The organism is Blautia sp. BCRC 81119 (genome assembly GCF_003184505.1).
Lineage (GTDB): Bacteria > Bacillota > Clostridia > Lachnospirales > Lachnospiraceae > Blautia_A > Blautia_A fusiformis.
Map to the genome: position 1 here is coordinate 106,302 of NZ_QJHD01000004.1, position 18,495 is coordinate 124,796.

Annotated in this window: 16 protein-coding genes; 3 read left to right on the plus strand and 13 right to left on the minus strand. The window is 46.1% G+C overall.

Going from position 1 to position 18,495, the window contains the following annotated elements; translation table 11 throughout:
* Positions 1-209 precede the first annotated feature (209 nt).
* From DMI82_RS03665 to DMI82_RS03685, 5 genes are all read right to left on the minus strand, one after another.
* Positions 210-1,592, minus strand: coding sequence for a hypothetical protein (locus tag DMI82_RS03665; protein WP_110102513.1), 1,383 nt, complete (start codon positions 1,590-1,592; stop codon positions 210-212).
* A gap of 231 nt (positions 1,593-1,823) precedes the next feature.
* Positions 1,824-3,023 (minus strand): MFS transporter, encoded by a 1,200-nt coding sequence (locus DMI82_RS03670; protein ID WP_021652301.1) that lies wholly within the window; start codon positions 3,021-3,023, stop codon positions 1,824-1,826.
* Between the two features lie 5 nt (positions 3,024-3,028).
* The gene (gene aroE, locus DMI82_RS03675) at positions 3,029-3,910 is read right to left on the minus strand and encodes a shikimate dehydrogenase (protein WP_015527027.1); all 882 of its coding nucleotides are present in this window, start codon (positions 3,908-3,910) and stop codon (positions 3,029-3,031) included.
* Positions 3,911-4,024: 114 nt separating this feature from the next.
* On the minus strand, positions 4,025-5,950 hold the full coding sequence (locus DMI82_RS03680) for an FAD-dependent oxidoreductase (RefSeq protein ID WP_015527026.1): 1,926 nt from the start codon (positions 5,948-5,950) through the stop codon (positions 4,025-4,027).
* Positions 5,951-6,063: 113 nt separating this feature from the next.
* Entirely contained in the window at positions 6,064-6,903 is an 840-nt protein-coding gene (locus tag DMI82_RS03685; protein ID WP_022426446.1) for a sugar phosphate isomerase/epimerase family protein, read from the minus strand.
* A 286-nt stretch (positions 6,904-7,189) separates the two neighbouring features.
* On the opposite strand from DMI82_RS03685, the gene DMI82_RS03690 reads away from it, so the two are divergent.
* Positions 7,190-8,098, plus strand: a complete 909-nt coding sequence (locus tag DMI82_RS03690; protein WP_021652297.1) for a LysR family transcriptional regulator — start codon at positions 7,190-7,192, stop codon at positions 8,096-8,098.
* Between the two features lie 141 nt (positions 8,099-8,239).
* Here DMI82_RS03690 and DMI82_RS03695 read toward each other — a convergent pair whose 3' ends face one another.
* The 6 genes from DMI82_RS03695 to DMI82_RS03720 form a co-directional block, all read right to left on the minus strand.
* A complete protein-coding gene (locus DMI82_RS03695; RefSeq protein ID WP_021652296.1) occupies positions 8,240-9,028 on the minus strand; it encodes a shikimate kinase in 789 nt (262 codons plus the stop codon).
* Positions 9,029-9,354: 326 nt separating this feature from the next.
* The gene (locus DMI82_RS03700; RefSeq protein ID WP_110102514.1) at positions 9,355-10,254 is read right to left on the minus strand and encodes a LysR family transcriptional regulator; all 900 of its coding nucleotides are present in this window, start codon (positions 10,252-10,254) and stop codon (positions 9,355-9,357) included.
* Between the two features lie 79 nt (positions 10,255-10,333).
* Entirely contained in the window at positions 10,334-11,005 is a 672-nt protein-coding gene (locus DMI82_RS03705) for a YkgJ family cysteine cluster protein (RefSeq protein WP_110102515.1), read from the minus strand.
* Positions 11,005-11,451, minus strand: a complete 447-nt coding sequence (locus tag DMI82_RS03710; RefSeq protein WP_015527020.1) for a DUF6483 family protein — start codon at positions 11,449-11,451, stop codon at positions 11,005-11,007. The genes DMI82_RS03705 and DMI82_RS03710 overlap by 1 nt, the downstream gene beginning before the upstream one ends.
* Positions 11,452-11,499: 48 nt before the next feature.
* Positions 11,500-13,695, minus strand: a complete 2,196-nt coding sequence (locus DMI82_RS03715; protein WP_110102540.1) for a DNA topoisomerase III — start codon at positions 13,693-13,695, stop codon at positions 11,500-11,502.
* 153 nt (positions 13,696-13,848) lie between these two features.
* Entirely contained in the window at positions 13,849-14,523 is a 675-nt protein-coding gene (locus tag DMI82_RS03720) for a response regulator transcription factor (protein WP_110102516.1), read from the minus strand.
* 180 nt (positions 14,524-14,703) lie between these two features.
* Here DMI82_RS03720 and DMI82_RS03725 point away from each other — a divergent pair, with 180 nt between their 5' ends.
* Positions 14,704-15,636: a diacylglycerol/lipid kinase family protein gene (locus DMI82_RS03725; RefSeq protein ID WP_110102517.1), complete on the plus strand. Its 933-nt coding sequence runs from the start codon at positions 14,704-14,706 to the stop codon at positions 15,634-15,636.
* 73 nt (positions 15,637-15,709) lie between these two features.
* Positions 15,710-16,399 (plus strand): phosphatase PAP2 family protein, encoded by a 690-nt coding sequence (locus DMI82_RS03730; RefSeq protein ID WP_110102518.1) that lies wholly within the window; start codon positions 15,710-15,712, stop codon positions 16,397-16,399.
* Between the two features lie 25 nt (positions 16,400-16,424).
* Here the strand turns inward: DMI82_RS03730 and DMI82_RS03735 are convergent, their stop codons facing one another.
* Together DMI82_RS03735 and mutY are read right to left on the minus strand one after the other, a co-directional pair.
* A complete protein-coding gene (locus DMI82_RS03735; RefSeq protein WP_021652289.1) occupies positions 16,425-17,441 on the minus strand; it encodes a glycosyltransferase family 2 protein in 1,017 nt (338 codons plus the stop codon).
* The gene (gene mutY, locus DMI82_RS20225) at positions 17,438-18,493 is read right to left on the minus strand and encodes an A/G-specific adenine glycosylase (RefSeq protein ID WP_110102519.1); all 1,056 of its coding nucleotides are present in this window, start codon (positions 18,491-18,493) and stop codon (positions 17,438-17,440) included. The genes DMI82_RS03735 and mutY overlap by 4 nt, the downstream gene beginning before the upstream one ends.
* Positions 18,494-18,495: the final 2 nt, after the last annotated feature.

The following is an 18,495-nucleotide window of genomic DNA, read 5'->3' on the forward strand; positions in this document are numbered from 1 at the left end:
TACAGTAGATTTTTGTAACAGAACGCGAATTATAAACCAATTTTTAAACCCAATTGATGTAACAAATTTTTGCAATTTTAATCCCATAATAGCAAATCTATTAAAATAATAATTAAAAACAACAAATCTCATGACAAAAAAAGAAGTGTGCTGACCCATCCAGCACACTTCTTCTTTTTCTGTTTTTTATATCTTTGTTATTCCTCTGATCAATTTTTATCCTCGATGGCATTCTCCTCTTTCTTTCTGGGATCCCAGTTTGAAAGGAAGATATTCAGACCGAAGCCTACAGCCAGGGCCCATGCGGATGCCCATGCAGTTCCCTGGGTTGCAAGCACAGCTGCCATAACACCTGCGATCATCTTGTCACGGTCTGTTCTGCAGTAATCCATACCGATCCTTGCACAGACAAAGGCCTGGAACATCAGAGTAATGGAGGAACCGACTCCGAAGATCGGACGGAAGAAGCTTACAACCGGAATGATCAGCACACTTAAAAACGTTGCAATACGGAAGGATGCCATACCGCCGATCAGAGACTTCATAGCTTTCTTTCCCTCCTTGTAACGGATGGAAACAGATACTGTCATTCCAACCCATAACGGACCGGAAAGCGGCGGAAACGGCGCAATGACGGAAAGGATCAGGTTCCTGATGCCGCTGACCAGGTTGGAACGGCTGGAATTGAAATCAATATACTCATCGTTTCTGGACTGACGTGCCTCTGTAACCAGTGTCTCTGTGGTAACAAAATCACCAAATGCGATAACATAGCATACAAGTGCCAGAGGAAGCGCTTTGACAAACATGGAGACCGGCGGGATTCCCACACCAAAGATACTTACCTGTGAGATGATCTCTTTGAACTGCGGGATCTTGATAAAGGTTCCCAGCTCCAAACCAGGCGCATCCAGTTCTCCTACAAGAAGACCTACCACCATGGCGATCAGATACGGGAAAAGGTTTCCATACCTGGCAACAAGATCCAGGAATTTGTTGTTCTTTCTCTTCTCCTGATATTTATCTGAAAAGCTGATCAGGATCAGAAGGCCTACACCGGCAACGATCGCCAGCGGATACTTATGCATGTTGCCGCCCTCTCCCAGCTGTCCTGCCATAACCGTCACCGGCGCAGCAAGAAGGATACCACCCTTAACAGAATTTGGTACTGCATGGACAAATTTATCCGCAAGCTTGGTGATGCCCATAAATATGAACACGAGACCAACCAGCATCTGCAGGGCGATCATTGCCTGGATACGTTCTTTTCCCATAGGGAAGCCTTCCAGGAATACGATCGTCAACGGAAGGGTCGGTGTGATCCATCCCGGTACAACCGGATCACCAAGTAAGCTGTGTAGCATATACAGCATGGTCTCTATGATCACACAGCTCCATGCCAGCTCATAAGGCAATCCCAGATATTGTTCCAGATAAGGAACCGCCGCCAGTGCCGTAACCCCGAGGATCAGGCCCTGGATAAACTCTACGGACTCAATTTTATAGTGAATAAACGGAAAACGAATCTGAAATGGCCCAAACGGAATGTAGGGCAGTTCGTTTTCTCTTCGCTGTCTTGCTGCACGTGCCATAACGATTCTCCTTTATCGTTTTTTTGATAATACATATATAGTATCTTTTATTTTGTAAGTTTGTTAATTAACAAACATTTTCAGAAACGGTAAAGTCCAATCCGGGAATTGTTCCCGAATTGGAACTTTGTTTTGCACAGATTCAGTCATCTTTGTCTGTATCCATACAATGATTCACTTTTTTTACTGTAGTCAAACGGATATTCACCCCAAGAGATTTCCTTGATTCAGTCAAGCCTCTTTTCCACGGTTCATCTTAACGAACAGTGCAAGAAGGATTCCTATGAATGTCACTGCCATATTGAGAAGCAGGATCATTCTCGGAGCACTGGTTCCGGCAGTCTTTGTAATGTAGCCGGCCAGTGTCAGAATGGTGTAGTTCGCAACGCTGGATGCGATCATGACCATGGATGTTGCAGTTCCCTTGTTTTCCGGGAAGAACTCCGCAGTTGTGGAAACAGCCAGCTGAAGCACACCGCCTGCGCCTGCAAAACCGATCACAAATCCACCGATAAGACAGATTGTCGGATTCTGGATAAAGTAGCAAAGTCCCAGCATGATGAAAGAGATCAGCGGATAAATGATCAGGATATTGATCTCCTTCAGTCCTTTTTTGATAAATACAGAGGAACACAGGATCGCTGCAAAGGTTCCTACTGCATAAAAGGACTGGATCTTGGAAGGATCACTTAAGTTATAAAGCTTTCCGAGCTCCTGGTTACAGTTCAGCCACAGCATGAATGTAGAAGAGCTTGTAAATCCGATGAGGATTGCTGCAAGAGCTGCAGGAGTGATCTTTAATTTTGCTTTTTCTTTCTTTACTGTACCTGCTGTATTTCTCTCCGGGAATGGCAGGAACAGGATCAGGATTCCATCGATAAAGATCGCAGCACCTGCAACAATAAAAATGGTTCTGTAGGACATATTCGCCGCTGCTACAAATCCGATGAGGAAAGGAAGCAGAAACTGGCTGATACACATGGAGAATTTTGTAAACAGGTTCGCTACAGAAGGATTGTTTACATAAATCTCCATACATGTCGGGCTTACGCAGGTGTCCAGGAAGGAGTTTGCGATACCGCCTACAATGGCAAAGGCGTAGGCAACTCCCATAGACGGAGCAAATGCGATTCCCATAAAGTATGCTGCATAACAGATCACGCCGATGATTCCGCTTAATCTGCGTCCGAATTTGTCGGACAGGGGACCGGAAAATGGAAGAGAGATCAGTCTTCCAAGTCCAAGTGCGGCAATTACAGATACTACCATGCTGACATCCATAGTTCCATCACTTAAAGCCTTTGCTCCCCAGTGAGCCGCAAGCTCCGGCTTGTACTGACCCATGATGGAAGCTCCGATTCCATGGATGAAATATGTAAAATACAGTGCGATAGAAGTAATCACTAAATTTTTCTTACCTGTCTGGCTCATTTTTCTTATTTCCCTTCGTTCTCAGCCTGGAATTTCTGGTACTCATCTGTCGGCATCTCAAGACCTGTGTAAAGCTTGTAAGATGCTGCACCCTGCCACAGAAGCATTCCTTTTCCGCCTACCGCAAGCTTCACGCCTGCTTCTTTTGCTTCTTTTACCATCTTTGTCTCTGCCGGATTGTATACGCAGTCAGCAACAACAAGATCCTTATGGAACATGGATTTATCAACCAGTGTGATGTCATCATGTGGTTTCATTCCTGCAAGTGTTCCATTCGCGAGGATATCTGCGTTTGCGATCTCTTCCCTCAGTTTGTCCTGGTCGTCAAGGCAATATACGCTTACTTTGCAGTCCGGTACTTCTTTTGCAAGCTTCTCAGCAGTTCCTTTTGCTCTGTCAAGGAATGGATCGTCAGGATTGAAGATCGCGATGGATGCAGCTCCGTCAAGGGCACACTGTACAGTAAGGGCTGTAGCTGCACCGCCTGCTCCGAGGACTACCATCTTTTTACCCTTTACATCAACACCGTGCTCTTTCAGATTGCGGACAAATCCGATACCGTCTGTGATATGTCCAACAAGTTTTCCATCCTCATTTACGATAGTATTTACAGCGCCGATGATCTTTGCTGCCGGTGAAAGCTCGTCTACACACTGAGCTACTTTGTTCTTGCAAGGCATGGTTACATTGCAGCCTCTCATTTTGAACAGACGCATTGCATCAAGAGCTGCCGGAACCTGATCTTCTTTGATATCAAATGCCATGTAAGCATAGTCCAGATTATGGTACTGGAAGCTGAAGTTGTACATAGCCGGGGATCCGGAATGTCCTACAGGGCTTCCGATCAGTGCAAGTAAACCAGTTGTTCCTTTAATTCTCTGTTCCATTTCTTTTTACCTCCTGCATTTTCCCCTGTCAGACACCGGATATATTTTCTCCGGTGTCTGACAGGTCATCTTTTTAATTTTTGTACTGTCCGGTTTATTGGATAGATTGGCAGATCAGATCCTGGAAGCTACCTCATAAGCCTCTTTTGTTGCATCCAGTGCACGTCTTGCACGGATAGCATCTCCGATCACATGTGTCTCAGGTACAAGGTCTTTGATCTTCTCTTCCAGAGGATTGTAGTTGCGGAATCCCATGGAAAGGATCACAGAATCATATCCTCTTGACTCGTGACGTACTCCGTCAGCGGTCTCATATTCTACACCGTCTTCATAGAATTTGCATACCTTTGCTCCGGTGATCTCCTTGATTCCGTAGTCCTCGAAATCCTTCATCAGATATACTCTGTGCTCGTGGATCACGTCTGCACCTACGGTATCACGGAACTCGATAACAGTTACATCATGCTCCTGCTCGCCTAAAAATGCAGCTGTCTCGCATCCAACCATTCCACCGCCGACAACGAGAACCTTTTTGCCTGCTGCTCTCTTGCCATCCAGAAGGTCAGAGCCGTGGATGATAGCCGGATTGTCGATTCCCTCGATCGGAAGGATCAGAGTCTTGGAACCGGTGGCAATGATCACGCTGTCCGGCTTCTCTTCTTTGATAAGCTCCGGAGTTACCTCACAGTTCATCACGATCTTAACGCCATCCTTCTGGCAGCGATGGATGTAGCTGCGGATCATGTTTGTGATGTCACCTTTTCCCGGCGGATATGCAGCAAGTCTCATGTTTCCGCCGAGAACATCTCCTGCCTCATAAAGTGTTACCTCATGGCCTCTCTCTTTTGCGATAAATGCAGCGGAAAGTCCTGCAACACCGCCACCGATAACCATAACCTTCTTCGGCTCTTCCGCTTTCTCAAGCGGCTCTGCCTCATGACCCAGGAATGGGTTTGTCAGACAGCATACCGGATTTCCTGCATACATGTTTGCAACACAGCCCTGAAGACAGGCGATACAAGGAGTCATATCCTCAAGACGCTCTTCCTGTGCTTTCTTCGGCATAGCCGGATCTGCAAGGCTCTGACGTCCGAATGCTACAAGATCTGCTCTTCCTTCTTTTACCATCAGTTCTGCGAACTGTGGCTCTGTATAACGTCCAACTGTGATCACCGGGATATTTACCGCACGTTTGATCTCCTCAACCTCTGCTGCAGAGAATCCACCGTGGATAACAGTCGGTGCCCACATAAACTCATCCTTGATATGAACGGCACGGGATACATGGAGTCCGTCCAGTCCGCAGCTTTCCAGATATGCTGCGATCGCTGCACTGTCGTGGACATCAAGTCCTCCCGGAACCTCATCTGCACAGTTGATTCTTGCAAGAACTGCAATCTTTCCCTGTGTTGCTTTTTTAACTTCCTCGATGATCAGACGGGAGAAACGCATACGGTTCTCAAAGCATCCGCCAAACTCATCCACTCTCTTGTTTGTTCTCGGAGAGAGGAAGGTACTTACCAGATAACCGTGTGCCATATGGATCTCAACAGCATCTGCTCCTGCTTCCATAGCTCTTCTTGCTGCCTCACCGTAGCCTTTGATCAGCTCGTAAACTTCCTCAGTTGTAAGCTGCTTCGGAATATCACGGCCGCACACTGACGGGATACTGGTTGCTGCTGTGATCGGTGCTCCTGCGTTTTTTGCATTTCCTTCCGGACCTGCGTTCTGAAGCTGGATGGACACCTTTGCTCCTTCTGCATGACATCCGTCGATAACCTTGCGGAAGCTCTCGATCGTAGAGTCGTCATAAAGACATGGTTTACGCGGGCCGCCCTTTGCGCCCTTGTGAACTACAGTAGCCTCAATGGTGATCAGACCAAATCCGCCTTTTGCTCTTTCTCTGTAATATGCAGCGGACTGCTCACTCATTGTTCCGTCTGTGTTTGCAAAGTTATTTCCCATTGGCGGAACAACAAAACGATTCTTTACTGTCATAGGACCGATCTCGATCGGCTGAAACATCGCATTGAATTTCATATGCGTTCTCCTTTCCTTTGAAACAATCTTTTTGTTTCTTTCACGGTAACGCCCTGTCACCGGTATGACGTCGGAAACAGGGGCCCGTCTGAAATATTCGTTTCTTATATTAATTACAGTACTTCCGGCCAAGCCTCTTCCAGTACCTTCTTTGTGTTCTCATATGTATGTTTTGCAGCATACTCGATACCTTTTTCAAGGTTTGCATCGCTGATAACCTCTACGCCGATGGCATTTGGTCTGATGCCTTTTTCTTTGATCATTTTTACGAACGGTACTGTTGTTCCGATTCCTGTTCCAGGAGCAAGACGGTCATGCATGGACTCATCTCTTAAGATCGTTGTTGCATATGGTCTTTCCCATACATCGTTGATCTGGATGGATACAATCTTGTCTGCCGGGATTCCCTCAAGTACGGAAAGCTCGATTGGCTGGTTTGCTCTTACCCAGTGCCATGTATCAAGGATCAGTTTCGCATTCTCGCAGTCAGCAGCTTTTACAACAGCCCAGCCCTTTTTCACATCCGGGATTCCGCTGTATGGCATTGGCTCAACACCGATGATGTATTTGCCTGCTCTGTGGCAAAGCTCACGAAGCTTCTGTGCTGTGTACTCTACGGAATAGTTCTCCATCAGTCCGCAGTTGATCTGTTTTACGTTAAATAATTCACACATATGGAAGCAGAGCTGTTCTTTGTATTTCTGCTCATAGGAACGATGCTCCTCTGCCCACTGCACGATGTACTCAACCTCTGTTACCTTCATGTCATATTTATCCAGGATTGCCAGGATATCCTCGTCGAAAAGTCCCTCATTCAGGGCATCTACGTAGGTTTCTGCTCTCAGGCCGATCCCCTCATAGCCAGCCTCTTTGGCAGCTTTTACACGGTCCTCAAATTTGCACTGATCTCCCAGTGTCCAGGAACTGATTGTGATTGGAAATTCTTTTGACATGATAATTCCTCCTGAAAATTTAAATAATTTTATTTGTTTTTTTTAAATTATTTTGTATCTTTTTTCTATAAGCATTATATAACTTTGTTAAATACAAAACAAATTGATTGTACCAGGAGAATCCATAGATTTTATCAATATATCATGTTATACTATATAAAACATATTTAGCCGTATTGCCGCCGTCACTGCATACGGCCCGGCAAATCTCTTATGTCTGTCAGACTTACCGGGGATCTGTCCGAAGTAAAACATTCAGATAAACTTACGAAAGGAGTATTAAAAAATGAATCTGTATCATCTTCGCTATTTCGTGACACTGGCTCATCTGGAACATTATACAAAAGCTGCGGATGTTCTGGCCATCACACAGCCCAGCCTAAGTCACGCGATCTCTTCTCTGGAGGAAGAGCTTGGAGTGAAATTATTTGAAAAAAACGGACGGAATGTTTCTCTCACCAAATATGGCAAGTCTTTTCTGGAGGATGTGGAACAAACCCTGAACCGGCTGGATTCCTCCGTAAACGGTCTCCAGCTTGCAGGAAAGGGAGAAGGACAGATCGATGTGGCTTTTCTCAGAACTCTGGGTGTTGACTTTATGCCAAAGATCATCCGCAGCTTTCTTAATGCCAATAAGGGAAAACAGATCCATTTCAATCTGTTCTGTGATAAGGTTCTTACCGGCGATATCCTCACCGGACTGAAAGAGAAGAAATACGATATCGGCTTCTGTTCCAAATTTGACGACGAACCACTGATCGAATTTATTCCGGTTGCCAAGCAGGATCTGGTCGTCATCGTTCCGCCGGAACATCCTCTTGCTGAGAAATCCGAGATCCATCTGGAGGAAACGCTTCCATACAAGCAGATCATCTTCAAGAAGAGAAGCGGTCTCCGCCAGATCATTGACCAGTTATTTAAGAGCATTGGTCAGTACCCGGATGTGGCTTTTGAGATCGATGAGGATCAGGTTGCCGCAGGGTTTGTTGCCAATGATTTCGGCATCTGCATTGCACCGGATATCCCGATCCTGCACTCTCTGAACCTTAAGATCCTGCCCCTTGTCTCTCCAAGCTGGCAGCGGAATTTCTACATGGCCATGCTGAAGGATGTATACCATCCGCCGGTCGTGGAAGCCTTTAAGAAATTTGTGATCGAGGAAACCTCGAGGGAGATTTTTTATAAGACCAATTAAACGATCTGTTCATCTGCAAATATATGGTCCGGATCTTTTATATCATAAAGGACAGCTGTCCGATCTCCGTTCTGTTTCTGTACGGTTTATCGGACAGCTGTCCCTTTTATATGTAAAACTATTCTGTTTTATGATCAGCAGTTATTTATTTGCCTCTGCCTCACGAAGTCTGTGGATCAGCTCCTCGCAGATCTCAAGCTCACTCTTTCCGTCTGTCTCAACAACTATATCTGCTGCTGCCTCATATTTCGCGCGACGTTTTTCCAACAGATCAGCGATAAATGAAACATTTTTGTTGTTCTCAAGTAAAGGACGGTCATGATTATCCTTTACACGTTCCAGAATAGTTTCCGGCTTTGCAGTCAGAAGTACAACACGGCCATTTTTTTTCATCTCGGTAACATTGCGCTCCCGCATCGGAACACCACCGCCACAGGATACTACAACATTCGATCTGGACTGCATCTCGATCAGAAGATTTGTCTCGAGCTCACGGAAATACTCTTCACCGTAAGTCTCAAAGATATCGGAAATGCTCATTCCCTGTCTCTCCACGATACACTGATCCATCTCCACAACATCCATGGCAAGAACATTCTTCAGATAATCGGAGATCGTAGATTTACCAGCTCCCATAAATCCGATCAGGAAGATATTATAATTGAAAAGATTTCTGGACTGGATCCTTTTACTGTTCTGTGTGATGCTTGCAAAAACATCATTGACCTCTTTCTTATGACGTCTGCCTTCCATTCTGGCTTCCAGCCATCCTTTCTGCTTCGCCTCCTGTTCCGGCTGAAGTACCGGAAGATCGTTAGCTTCCTTGTATACCATGATGTCCTCTACGATCCTGTTTCTCATAAGGAGTGCGTCCAGGATGATCTCATCGCACTGTCCAAGGCTTTCTCTTAATACTTCTAACTGGTTCATAATATCTCCTTTACTTCGTTCATTTTATTACGGATTTCCGTCATCACTTTATCACTTTAAATCAAGTATCTGTCCTTATTATACCAACTGGTCATTTTTATCTCAACCCAAATTTTCATTGAATTTACGCATGTGATCTATAGATTATTTTTATAATTTTTAGGCACGGCAAAGATATCTGACGCAGGACTTCACGCTATGATGGACTGGATTGTTTGCAGTAATTTATGGAATTGCTATAGTATTCACGCCAGGATCTGTGTCAAAAAAATCTCCGCCCTATTATAGAAGCAGAGATTTTTTACAGAAATTATATCACCAAGATTCTACTGTATCACTTCATAGATCCGGTAATGCTTATATATATAATCCCGGAACTGCTCCACAAGCGCACTTGGATACCGGTTTTTCATCATTCCCATATATATATATCGGCGATAGTGAAGATTCTCGATATTTAAGATTTTCACAGGAAGTGTATGGATCACCGGTACATCCGGCACAATGCCTACCCCAAATTCCTCCGCCACCATACCTGCCAGTGCACCATCCTCTTCTACCTCAAAGGCCGTCTCCGGTGAAAGTCCTTCCTTTTCGAAAAGCTCCCGGATCACAAAATACAGTCCGCTTGCAGGGGTAAAGGTCACCTGCGGATACTGTCCCAGCTCTTTTATGGTCACTGAATTTCGGTCTGCAAGAGCATGGTTCTCAGGCACTACAGCCACCAGCTTTTCTTCTGACACCGGCACAAAGCTGATTTCCTTCTCTCCCTCTGCCCGGGAACAGAAGATCACGTCGAATTTCTCTTCCTTCAGACCCCGGATCAGACTTCCGGTAGCTGCATTCTGAAAACGGAAATCAATCTTCTTCCCCTCCTGTTCATTAAGGAACCCCCGGACAAGCTCCGGGATAAATCTGCGTCCCTGGGTATGGATATATCCGATGGAAATACTTCCTCCCGGAATCCTTGCCGCTTCCTGTATCCTCTCCACACCAAGATTCAGGATATGTAAGGAGTCCTGCACATATTTCAGAAACATTTCCCCGTATTTGGTCATGGTCACATTTCTTCCGTGACGCTCAAAAAGTGGAACCTGCAGTTCCTTTTCAAGGTTGGAGATCGCATGGCTCAGGCTTGGCTGGGTTATATCCAGCCTCTTGGCTGCTCTGGTATAATTTTCGATCTGGGCAAGAGTCACAAAATATGTGAGCTGATTTAAGTTCATATGTCAAAAAATCCTTTCTTTCCTCCGCGCGAGAGACCTTCAGGCAGGTAAGCTCAGACACCTCGCTGCCTGGTCTGTTTCACACTCCAAGGCTCAGGAGTTCTTTTCCCGCCGCAAGTCTCTCATAAAACTGCTCATAAAAATCCCGCTTCTCATCATAAGGCTTCCTGTAAAACTGGTTTACCACATACATGTTCAGGTTTCGGATCAGATCACTGTCCTCGCTCTCATAGAGAACCGCCTGGACATCCAGAAGAAAATAATGCCAGTCACAGACAAATTTTTCGTAATTTCGAAAATCCGGAGTATCTACCCATTTCCGGACCTTGATCTTACTGCGGCTGGTCTTTTTGCACTCGTGGATCTGAAGAATGTATTTAAAACTCCCGTCCTCATAGTATCTTCCCAGCGGGAACAAACGGCAGAAGCCCGGACGGAAGCTGTGGATGGAGCATCTTCCGTTGCCATTCAGAAATACGCATCGTTCCTCTGCCCCTGTCATCCTAAGATGCGGCAGAATATTTCCGTCTGTGACGCCAAGCTCTATTTTTCCGGCAAGCAGCTGGTCCACACTTAAGTGAAGTCCCTGACTTAACCGCCATACATCCAGCGGATCCAGTACAACAGAATCTCCCATTCCCGTACAGCAGTCAAAACAGCCCTTACAGTCCTGACAGTCTGCCTTTACCATGTCATTTGCCTCGTATAAACGACCGTCGGAAATTTCCTCCAGTGTAACCTCCCGCCGCATTAGACAAGTGCCTCCAGTCCTGTAACTCCCCAGTCCTCAGCCAGGCTTTTCAACCCGTCCAGAATCTCCTCCCTGGAATAATCGTGATCATCCAGGTAATCTACGTCCATATCATTGAGATGCAGATAAAAGGTAAGGGCAAGCTCCAGATAATCCGGATCATCTTCCTCCATGTTCATAAGAAGCTCATTTTCCGCTCCGTTGATGTCACCCTCATCAGCAAGTCCGATAACCTTCTTAAAAAGCTGGTCTGCCTCTGTATAATCTGCCTCTGCTGCAGGAAGTGTATACTGCGGCATATCTCCCTTAAGAAGAAGTCTTGTGATCAGTCTTGCGATATCCTGAATATTTCCTGACATTCTGTCATCCTGTAATCCCAAATCGTTTTCCTCTCTTTCTGCTGTCCTGTTCTGCCAGACACATTTCTCCGACCGACGTATCTGCATCCGGTCCTCCGCTCATCCGAACCCCGGATATCTGGACAGGCAATTTATTTAATCCAGTTTAATTCCTGACAACGCCTGCGCAAATGCATTGTTCACCGGCTCATTGGCCTCTTTCTGCTGTTTCTTAAGATAACGCTGCACATCACGCTTATTCACACCTGCACCCTCTTTGGCTCGTCTTGCCTGGAAGGATGAAAGCTTTTCTTTATAGCCGCACTGACATACAAAGGTCTCTTCTTTTCCCTTCAGAAGCATCTCCATACGCTTATGGCATTTCGGACAGCGCGCATTGGTGGTCCTGGATACTGTCTCTCTGTATCCGCATTCCCGGTCCTCGCACACCAGCATTTTGGCATTCTTTCCGTTGACTGCCAGAAGATGTTTGCCGCAGTTAGGGCACTTCTTGTTTGTCATATTGTCATGGCGGAAGGTTCCCTGTCCGCCTTTGATCTCATCTACGATCTCACAGGCATATTTACGAATCCCTGTGAGGAATTTATCCTGACGGAGCTTTCCGTTTGCAATATCACTGAGCTTCATCTCCCAGTCTGCGGTAAGCTCCGGCTTTTTCAGTTCTTCCGGAACCAGCTCCAGAAGCTGTTTCGCCTTGGAGGTAATGTAGATCTCATTGCCTCTTTTTTCCATCATAAAGCTGTTGAAAAGCTTCTCGATGATGTCCGCTCTTGTGGCTACCGTTCCAAGTCCACCGGTCTCACCAAGGGTTTTTGCCGCTTTTTTGTCGTGGCTTTCCATAAAATGAACCGGATTTTCCATGGCACCAAGAAGTGTGGCCTCTGTAAATCTGGCCGGTGGTTTTGTTTTGCCTGCTGTAAGAGCTGATCCTTCCACAGTAAGTATCTGACCTTCCGTAAGCTCCGGAAGCTTCTGGTCTTTCAGCTTATCACCGGATTCCTCTTCATCCTCATCCTGCCAGCCGCCTTCATAGACTTCTCTCCATCCGGCACTTTTTACAATACGTCCGCTTGCAGCGAAAGTTTCTCCTGCTGCAGTTCCTTCCATGCTTACCAGCTCATATACAGCCGGCGGATACAGCACGCTCAGGAAACGGCGTACTACCATATCGTAAATCTTTCGTTCCTCGTTGGTCATATGATCCAGCTGTACAAACTGTTCTGTAGGAATGATGGCATGATGGTCACTGACTTTTTTGTCATCCACAAAGCCAGCACTGGTCTGGATTGGTTTATTGGCCAGTACACCGGCAAGTTTCCGATAAGGACCTGTCCCGCATGCCTGAAGACGCTCTTTAATGGTAGGAACTACATCTTTTCCTATATATCTGGAATCCGTTCTTGGGTAGGTAAGGACCTTGTGATTCTCGTAGAGCCTCTGCATGATATTCAGAGTTTCCTTTGCAGAAAAGCCGTATTTCTGATTGGCTTCTCTCTGAAGAGTGGTCAGGTCATAAAGCCCCGGCGCATAGGTCTTCTTCGGCTTTCTGGAAACCTTTGTTATGGTAAGGCTGCTTTTTCCTGCCTTTGTCTGGATCTCCTGGGCACGCTCCTTCTTAAAGGTGCGGAGGCTTCCGCTTTTTCCGTCACGCCAGGTCCAGCGTACATTTCCCGCCTGCAGAGTGATCCCGTAATAATCCTCCGGCTTAAATTCCCGGATCTCCTGCTCTCTTCTTGCGATCATGGCAAGGGTGGGGGTCTGCACACGTCCGCAGGAAAGCTGGGCATTATATTTACAGGTCAGTGCTCTGGTCCCGTTCATTCCCACCAGCCAGTCCGCCTCCGCCCTGGCCTGTGCCGCACGGTAAAGATCATCATAATCATGGCCGTTTTTAAGGTGGGCAAAGCCGTCACGGATCGCTTTGTCCGTTACGGACGAGATCCACAGACGCTTAATAGGCTTATGGCAGTCTGCCTTTGCAAGGATCCACCTTGCTACCAGTTCTCCCTCACGTCCGGCATCTGTGGCAATGATGATCTCCCCAATATCTTTCCTGTAAAGCTGGGTTTTCACCGCATTGTACTGCCTGGAGGTCTGGCGTATCACCACCAGTTTCATTTTCTCCGGCATCATGGGGAGCGTAGAAAGCTCCCATTTGGTATATTTTTTATCGTATTCTTCCGGATCTGCCAGTGTTACCAGATGTCCCAGGGCCCAGGTCACTACATAGTCTTTTCCTTCCAGGGTTCCGTTCCCCTTCTGACTGCAGTGGAGGACTCTGGCAATGTCTCTGGCAACGGATGGCTTCTCCGCAATTACTAATGATTTCATATTTTTTTCTTTCACCTCTTACTCTTTGGAGCCTGTTTTTCAGAGCTCCGGGGTTCAACTATTATAGCATGAAAAAAGCACTTCGTCCAGAAAAGGGCCGAAGCCTTTTTCCGTCGAAATGCTCTTTACTTTCATATTACTCTCAGCAGCTGTTCATGCACATTTTCCGCTGATCTTATAGCCCACTCCACGAACGGTTTCCACCAGATCTCCTGCCGGTCCAAGCTTCTGGCGAAGGGTACGGATATGTACATCTACGGTTCTGCTCTCCCCGTCGAATTCATATCCCCAGATCTGATTTAAAAGCTGTGTTCTGGAAAGAACCGTACCACTGTTTTTCAGAAGGAGACAAAGCATCTCGTATTCTTTCAGTGTCAGATTCACAGGCTCCTGATCAACAGTTACCTCATGTCTTCCCGGACATACATAAAGATTTTCCATACGATACTCCTCTGCGCCATTGTCCTCTGATCTCCGAAGAAGGGCACGTACCCTGGAGATTAGCTCCATCATGCGGAACGGCTTCGGAATGTAATCATCTGCACCGCTGTCCAGACCTACCACGGTATCAAACTCACTTCCTTTTGCAGTAAGTATGATCACCGGAAGTTTCCGCACATCCGGACGGATACGGATTTTTTTTAAAATAGACAGTCCGTCTTCCTCCGGAAGCATAATGTCCAGAAGCACCAGTGAAGGCAGTTCTTTTTCCAGCGCTTTCCAGAAAAGTGATGGCCGTTCAAAGCCCTGTGCCTCCAGCCCCTGACTGTTTAATGTATATACAACAAGTTCACGGATACTTTCATCATCTTCCACAAGATATATCATAATTTTCCTCCAGCTTCATTTTTCATCTGATACGTGCAAGTATAAAGTGCATTCGTAAAATCCAGCATAGAAAAAAGGTTAAGTTTATGTAAAATATAGAAATCCTTAAGAAATTTTAATTTGTAAAAGCCGAACGTCAATGTTATGATAAAGCTGACAGTTGTCTGGAGGTTTTTTATTATGTATTCTTTTATTGTGAATCCCAATTCAAGATCCGGTGAGGGACGTAATGTCTGGAACCGGCTTCGCAGCATCATGGAAAGTCAGGGGATCTCATATCAGTATTTTCTCACAGAATATGTGGGACACGCCACAGTACTGGCACGAAGGATCAGTGCCGCCGGAACACCGGAGGATCCGGTAACTCTGGTAACAGTAGGCGGTGACGGCACTATTTATGAAGTACTTACCGGGATCATTGATCTGTCTTCGGTTGTTTTCGGATTTATTCCGGTCGGGTCCGGCAACGATTTCTGCCGCAGTATGGGCCTGCCCTTTGATCCTTTTGAAGCGCTTCGCTCTATTCTTGAGAACAGACGGACCATTTTCATGGATGTTCCTGTTCTCCACCTTGGCAGCCATTCCTACCGTTTCGGCATCAGTGCAGGAATGGGCTACGATGCGGCAATCTGTCAGGAAGTCCTGATCACACCTGGCAAAAAATTTCTCAACCGTCTCCATATGGGTAAACTCATCTACCTTATGGTGGCACTGAAGCAATTTCTCTTCCTTACTCCGTCCCCGGTCACGATAACACTTGACGGAAACAAACCACAAACCTTCAGCAGGACTTGGTTTGCGGCTGTAATGAACCAGAAATATGAAGGCGGAGGCTTTAAATTCTGTCCAGACGCCAGTCCGGAGGATGGTTTACTGGATGTGATCGTTATTGAAGGAATCTCCAAGCTGAAAATGCTGTTCTGCCTGCCGAGCGCTCTCTGGGGAAAACATACCCGCATTCGCGGTGTACATATTTTACAGTGCAGGAACGTACATATTACAAGTGCCCATTCCCTTCCTGTGCATAAAGACGGAGAATCCGGCGGAATCCAGCGTGAATTTTCTGTGACCATTGAAAAGAAACCTTTAAAAATCATAATGCCTGTGTTATAGTAGCAGGTAGATACTTAACAAAAAAGAAGCTTAAGGCTGACATCAGCCATACCTCAAGAAAAGGAGCGGCAAAATGTTGAGTAAAATAAAAAAATACAGGCACGGTTTTATCATAGCGATCTATTTCGTTGCCTATCTTATCCTGTTTGGATATCTGGAGCAGCGGCCTGTACGAGCCTACCATGTTGTACATACTGTTTTTGATGATATGATCCCGTTCTGCGAGATTTTTATTATTCCGTACCTTTTATGGTTTCCATATGTGGTAATGACGGTTGTGTATTTCCTGTTTCGCAATAAGAATAAAAAGGAATATTTCCAGCTGATCTTCAACCTGATGATGGGAATGACGGTTTTCCTTGTTGTTTCCTACATCTATCCGAACGTTCAGTATCTCCGCCCTGCGGTATTCCCCAGAAGCAACATCTTTACACGACTGGTGGCTGAGATCTATCGGACAGATACTCCCACCAATATCCTGCCAAGTATCCATGTATTTAATTCCCTGGCTGTTTATTTTGCCATTCATCACTGCCAGGCACTAAAAGACAGGAAATGGCTTCAGCGAGGAGCTCTGATCCTTTCTGTTCTGATCATCCTGTCCACCATGTTTATCAAGCAGCACTCCGTGATCGATGTATGTCTTGGTACCACACTGGCACTGTTCGGACATCTCCTGTTCTATCCACAGAGAGTGGAGGATTACGAGGAACAGCGTTCCCTATCTCATATGCGCAAGAAGAAGCCGGAACAGAATTTATAAAAAAAAGCCCCGTTGGGGGCTTTTTTTAATTAAATCCATAAAACTTCTGACAGATCTTATAGGCTGCCACAAACATCTTTCTTCCACCTCTTCCGGGAAGATTGGACACCCTTCCGAAGAGACTTCTCCGAAGCTTCCGGTACAGTCCCATATTCTGATCTTTGATGTAATCCTGCAGCTCCTGTTTTTTATCCAGGCATTCCTGCGTTGCAGCTCTTACCAGCATGATCGAAGAAACGGTTGTGATGATATCCAGATAGCTGAACATATAAGCACGAAGTCTGCGGTTGCTCACATTAGCCTTCAGATAGGCGTCCACCATCAGTTTGTTTACACGGATCTGCTGATCGATACGCTTGATCATCACTTTCTCATTGACAGACTGATCATCTCTTCCAATAAAATATCGATAGAAATTTACATCCAGATAATAGAGATTTTTTACATAGGGAAGCGGCTCAAACGCAAACAGGTTATCTACGTAGAACGTATGCTTCGGAAGCTCCATTCCACAGTCATGGAGAAGTTTTGTACGGTATATCATGGAATGCATAAGGAGATACTGGCCTTTTTTCATGTGGCGTACCTCATCCCATCCGAAAATCTGGTTTGTCGGAAAACAGTGTCTGTACTGCATGACCTTTTTGCGGGTAGCTCCCTGCTTCTCATAAACGAAATTACTGATGAGAAGATCCACGGTCTCAGCCCCACGTATCAGTTCATAAAGTGTTTTCAGGACCTCATAGTAGGCATCCTGATTTACCCAGTCATCACTGTCCACAACCTTGAAATAAAGTCCTGTTGCGTTTTTGATCCCTGTGTTGACTGCCTGTCCATGGCCGCCATTTTCCTGATGTATGGCTTTTACGATAGTTGGATATTTCTCGGCATAATCATCTGCGATCTCGGCAGTACGGTCACTGGAGCCATCATCTACAATGATGATCTCTACTTCCTCTCCTCCGATCAGCAGGGAATTGATGCATTTTGACATATAAGCCTCTGAATTATAGCATGGTATTGCTACGCTCAAAAGTTTCATGTGTTTTCCTCCTTCATATATCTGGTGTATGCGCGAAACGCAGATGGTATTGCATATTTTTTATCGGATTCTCTCTTATCCACAAACAGGAACTCCCCCTGCGGTGCTTCTTCCAGAGAGGATACAGCGATACGATAAGCACACATCCTCCATTCAATATGGGAAAAAATGTGCTTCGCATCCGGCAGTGCTTCGATCCGCAGTGGTTCCAGCCCCATGGCTTTTACCCGGGCAAGTGCCGCCTTCTCCGTCAGATGTCCTTCCACATTTGGAAGCTCATAAAGGCCTGCCAGAAGTCCTGTATCCGGACGTTTACGGATCGCTGTGCCTGCTCCGTCCTGGATCACAAGGACCGTTCGCTGTTCTATGGTGCGGGCTTTCTTCGGTGCTTTTACGGGAAGTTCTTCTACAGTTCCATGCTTTCTGGCAAGGCAAAAATGCCCCAACGGGCATTCTTCGCACTTTGCTGCTCCGTTTGGAACACAGACTACAGCTCCCAGCTCCATCATAGCCTGGTTGAAATCCCCTGGTCTGTCCTCAAACATCTGCTCTGTAAGATCATTTTCCACCGATTTCCGTACAGACTGTTTCATGATATCTCCACGGTTTTCGGTGAGTCTTGCGTATACCCGCAACACATTTCCATCTACTGCAGGGACTTTCTTTCCGTAGGCAATGGACGCAATGGCACCTGCCGTATATCTTCCTATTCCTTTTAACGAGAGAAGTGTCTCAAAATCCTCAGGGATCCTGCCTCCATATTCTTCCATGACCTGAACAGCCGCTTTCTGCATGTTGCGGACACGGCTGTAATAGCCAAGGCCTTCCCACAGCTTGATGATCCTCTCTTCCGGTGCCGCCGCAAGGGCTGCTACATCCGGAAGTTCCTGGATAAAGCGCTGAAAATAAGGTTTCACCGCTTCCACTCGGGTCTGCTGGAGCATGATCTCAGATACCCAGGTATAATAGGCATTGTCTTTATCTCTCCAGGGCAGGATCCTTTTGTTTTTATCGTACCATTTCAGAAGGGGTTCTGCAATGTTTTCAGGCATAT